This is a genomic window from bacterium (assembly GCA_021372535.1).
Classification (GTDB): Bacteria; Latescibacterota; Latescibacteria; order Latescibacterales; family Latescibacteraceae; genus JAFGMP01.
In genome coordinates, this window is the sequence record JAJFUH010000044.1 from 1 (window position 1) to 5,041 (window position 5,041).

The following is a 5,041-nucleotide window of genomic DNA, read 5'->3' on the forward strand; positions in this document are numbered from 1 at the left end:
GCAGTCCCTGCCTTTGACCCAGCTTACAGCGAGAGGTTCCACAACGGGACCCGATGCGCCGCCGAAACGGCACCTCAAAAACCCCCCGTTCCATGTTATCCAGTACACCCATCCGTCCATCGCCGGGCCGTCCGTATGACCGCGGAGAAGGGCGCGCGCCTTTTCGTAGGGATTTTCCGGCGGCGAAACCTCGTAACGCTCGAATTTGTTGTATTCGGGGTCGAAGCTCAGGAAACGTATCTCCTTGTCGCTGCTGTCGCAGCTCCAGACCTTTCCGGTTTCTTCATCGAGGAGCATGGCGCGCTGCCACATGGTCCAGCCGTTGGGCGGACAGCCGGCGTAGCGCACCTTCTTGTTGATGCAGTCCCAGCAGAGGATCATTTTAAAGGCACCGGAAGCAACGAGTCTCCCGCGCGCCCGGTCGAGCTTGAAGCAGGGAAGGTTGCTCCCGACAAGGGGAACTCCCCAGTTGTGCGCCTCGTGCGTGTAGATATTGTAGCTGAAAAGCCAGCTCCCGCGGTATCCGTTCGCATACCAGACCGAGTCGGGATAGACACCGTAGTGGGTTGCTCCCCAGAGGGTACCGTCCGGCATGATGCCCATCTCGCCGTGGACTTTACCATCGGTATAGGAGTATTCCGTCCACCCGAGCAGATTGTCGACATCGAGCACCTTGAAAAGCGTGTTGCGGACCGGGCAGTATTCGTACAGGTTGATCTGGCATCCCTGACCGCGGTGATCGCCCACCGAGAAGAAGAACCGGTTGTCGTCGCTCCGGGTGACATGCGCCCAGTTTGCCCAGCCTGCCATGTACTGCTGGCCCTCGGTGAAATATTCGGGTACCATATCGGGGAGAATTCTCAGCTTGACCGTGGGAGGTTCCTTCGCCACGATATAGTTACTATCGGCAGGTTTAGTGGCGGGGGGAGTGAGGAACGATTCCGAACGGTCGACGATAAAATCCGTTTTTTCACGGAGCCCGAGCTTGTCGAACTGATCGTTGAGCTTTTTGCGTTCTTTTTCACTGTCGCTCAGATTCTGGGCATCGAGCGCAGAAAACGAGAGCAGTACCATACACAGAATAACGATATTACTCCGGAGCATACCGCTTAACCTCCTTTTCGCCTGAAATACGATGGTCAAGCATCACGATACATATAAAAACTTCAATAATATGGTTTGTATACATGATTTCACCAACTGTTTTCTTTACGGTTACAGCGGATTAAAATAAACCTTCATGGCAATCACATTGCACAGGCTTGTAAAACAGAGAAAACGGAGGGTTTCAGACACATGATCAATGTTAACCATGTACCGGCGACAATGACCGTTACCCGGTAAACCCGGTAAAGGAAAATTTATGAATCATAAGAAAAATAATTGACTTTAAAAAATCTAATGTTTATTCTTCAAGCAGTACTACTCCTTTCAAATTATCCATAAAAATATTGAGCTTCTTACGTTTGCAACAGAACATGATAGTTACCGCTGTCGATTACGGGAACAAAAACACCTTATAACGTCCCGATAAAGCAGATTTTATCGGGTTTTTTCCCTCTGTCCCGGTAAATGAGGATAGCACGAGACGAAACCGGGCGAAAAGAAATGATCATTATTCCCAAAACAATCCATACGTTAGTAAAACCTATATTTACAAGATATTTCGAGCTTTTATTACAATTTTGCCGGATGTTGCCGTTACTATTTCAATAATCAGCCGCATCAGGTAACATGGTTTTCAGATTAACGTGAACAGTAAAGGAGGTGATGGACCGAAAGAAATATGCTAAAATCCTGATATTTTACTACAAAGGTATTCATGAAAAGGGGAAATACAATGAAAAAAACGTTACTGACGTTTGTAGTAATTGCGCTATCCGCATCATGTATTTTCGCCGCAAATTTTGTACCCAGTAAAACAACAATCACCGGTCCGGGTGTGGTTCAGTACGATTTTGCCGGGAAGTCCATCGATGTTCCAGTGACTGTATCCGGAACTCCGGCGCTCGTCACTTTTTTATTGTTCACCAAAGACAAGGCCGACCAGATAGTCAACATCCAGAACGGTTTTCTGGGCTGGCATTATGTCAACAAAGTCGATACGTGCATATTTTTCTCCTCGGCGAAACCGTTCGATGTGGGGAATGGCACAATCACCTGGGACGGTAAAGACCAGGACGGTAAAATGGTCCCCGCGGGTGTATACACCTACTACCTCTGGGGATATGATCATGCCCACCAGCGGGTCATGGCGATGTATAAATACATCCCGTCTTTCGATACCGAGATAATCGAGACGGACGGAACCGGACAGCCGCTCACCAATCCGCTCTTTTGCGGACGCTGGTGGAGATGGACCCTCGGCACCGACCCGATGGACTCGACCCTGATCGAAACCACCAAAATCAATGTCCCGAGCGGCTACGGCACAAAAAACCGTTATGCTGTCGACCCCAGAGACCATAATTATGTATATCTGCCCATGCATAACAAGGACAGCTTTACTGGAGGTCTCTTCAAATACCAGTGGGTGCCGAACGGTGACGCTGTACAGGAGACTACATGGGGAGATAACGGCGCGGTACTATGGAGCCAGCCCGACTTCTATCACATGAACGCCACCAATGACAACAATTACCTCTATGTTACCTCGAACCCGTACAAGGAAACCGATGTTTACAACGATTTCCGCATTGTAAGCTTCGATGGAAACCTGGAACAGGTCATCGACTTTGCCCGCTTCTGGGGTGACCTTGACGATCTTGCGAATGGCGGGCAGGCGAATGGCGGTCCCGACCTGCATTACCAGCGCGGCGAGCTGATTTACTTCGGCTGCCACTGCTCCTCGATCCAGCAGGTGGTGAACCCTGTCCGGGGAATGGAAAACCAGGATGATTTCGTCGTATATGTCAACCAGAACGGCGACTATATCCTCGACTACAACTTCCAGGAAGATTCCCCCAAACCATGGGTAAACAACGATTTCAACGCCGGAACCGAAACATACGGTTATGTCGGCGATGTCAATGGTTTCGGCATGGAGTGCATCTATGACCTCGGCGCTCTTTCGTTCGGCCTCCTGGCCCCCGATGGCACGGGAGTCAATCACTTTGCGTTCGCCGGCGAAACCGCCAATGGCAAGTACGGCCTTGTCATCTGCGACAACGGCTCGGCTTTCGACGGATTATACTCCACCAAAGGTAAGGCCATAGAAGGTCAATATGAAGGCGCTGTGGACGGCAATACATGGTATTCCGGCCAGGATTCTTTCAAGGGTATCCTCACCAATGCCCCGCTGGCGGTTGAAGAGGCTCCGGCCGCCTTCTCCGTCGCCCAGAATACCCCCAATCCGTTCAACCCTTCAACGTCGATCAGCTTCTCTATCGCCAACGCCGGCAATGTCACGGTCGAAATATTCAACGTGGCAGGCCAGAAGGTTTCCACGGTTACCAATGAATTCATGGATGCAGGCACACATTCCTTAACATGGAACGCTTCCTCACTCTCGGCCGGTGTCTATTTCTACACAGTCAAATCCGGCGATTTCTCCAAAACCATGAAGATGACGCTCCTGAAATAATTTATTCCCCTGTTATCGATACAAAAAAGACCCGGAATTCACCTTCCGGGTCTTTTTGTTGTCGTTTACCTGTACTGTTTGATACGGGTCTATAAGAGGGCTGTGTAAAAGCACATTTTTCACGAGCCCCATGGCGAAATGTATTGTTTTTTGCTGTCAAGGGCGTGTAAATCGGGCTCTGCACGCGTTGTTGCCAGGGCAGTGAATATGCTGTTTCCTCCATTCCGACTTTGACATCCGCTGATTCCATCAGTTGTTGTCATGTTGTTCCTGCACGAAAAGGTGTGGTTCCATAATTTTAAAATGAGATGCTACATACGGTTCCCGATCCTGGCTGTTTGCAACAACGATGGTAACAACATTATTATCCCCCGAGGCGAAATCGATCGTCATGATGTTTTTTTGGGGTGGAGCAAGCCAGAAACCTTTTTCATCGAGTATGCCTATTCCCACCCCACCTTGTATGGTCATCAACGACGCAGAAAACGTGAGTTGTGACTTTGGGGGAACAGGGATCGGTGGACTCATAAGCTGATACCCCCACGCCGTTGAGTCACCGATCGATTCGAGTTCACTATCGCTAACCGATAAAAGTTGTGAGTTAGAATTCTGCGATGTTGGAATCCATTGAGGGAAAGGAGGTATTGGAAGTTTTTGAGTGTAAGAGTTCTGCAATGATCTTAGAAACAAGAGACTGTATTTCGAAACAAGAGACTGATTCTTTTGATATTTGTTGTGTTTTATCATTAAACGACAATTATCTTTAACCATATCAAACATAAAAATTTTTGGAACGACTTTGTATACTGACTCAATATTTTCCGATTGAACAATAATTGATTGAAGATTTAAATTCTCTTCAGGTAGACAATATATATCAATTGAATCTTTTTCTATATCTCCATATACCCAAACGATGAGAAGATATGTACCCTTTGAAAGTATATTCGTAACTGGTATATCTTCATCGAAGTTTGTATTTTGCCATTCTTGCACAAGAGTCTGTTCCGGTATTATGGTCGTTTTCCCGTTTTCCATCATGGCAATATGCATAGTCTTATCACTGTTTGTGACACGATTATACAAATAATATGAGTTTTTCATATTCTTATTGTAGAGTATGACCCCACTCAGTTCAAGAGGTTGAATAAGCTGGCGAAGACGTGTAATACGCTCAGAATACATAGGAACCCGGTTGTTCTGAATATCTCCCCCCCAATAGTGAAGAAACCAGGCTAAATAATCAAGCCTGAAAACGAAGCCATCGTGGTTTTTAGGTATCTCGGATAAACTAAAATCAACCGTTTCTATAAAACTTTTATTGTGAATACCCCCGGCCATCCAACTTTCAGAAGTTGTATAAATACCATTTTTTTTATCAGATAATCCTGTAATGGCAGCCATATCAGAGAGAGCCCTAAGTTCCTGGTCAAAAGTAATTCCAGCAGAATCGGACGG

Annotated in this window: 3 protein-coding genes; 1 reads left to right on the plus strand and 2 read right to left on the minus strand. The window is 47.3% G+C overall.

The window, feature by feature from the left end:
- Nucleotides 1–1,104, minus strand: a 1,104-nt coding sequence (locus LLG96_04600; GenBank protein MCE5249483.1) for a hypothetical protein, incomplete at its 3' end; no start/stop codon positions are given.
- 736 nt (nt 1,105–1,840) lie between these two features.
- Here LLG96_04600 and LLG96_04605 point away from each other — a divergent pair.
- Nucleotides 1,841–3,583, plus strand: a complete 1,743-nt coding sequence (locus tag LLG96_04605) for a T9SS type A sorting domain-containing protein (protein MCE5249484.1) — start codon at nt 1,841–1,843, stop codon at nt 3,581–3,583.
- A gap of 249 nt (nt 3,584–3,832) precedes the next feature.
- Here the strand turns inward: LLG96_04605 and LLG96_04610 are convergent.
- The coding region (locus tag LLG96_04610) for a hypothetical protein (protein ID MCE5249485.1) at nt 3,833–5,041 on the minus strand (1,209 nt) is incomplete at its 5' end.

Excerpts from the sequence above, each read along its gene's own strand:
- LLG96_04605 (MCE5249484.1), top strand. The coding sequence starts at position 1,841 with ATGAAAAAAACGTTACTGACGTTTGTAGTAATTGCGCTATCCGCATCA.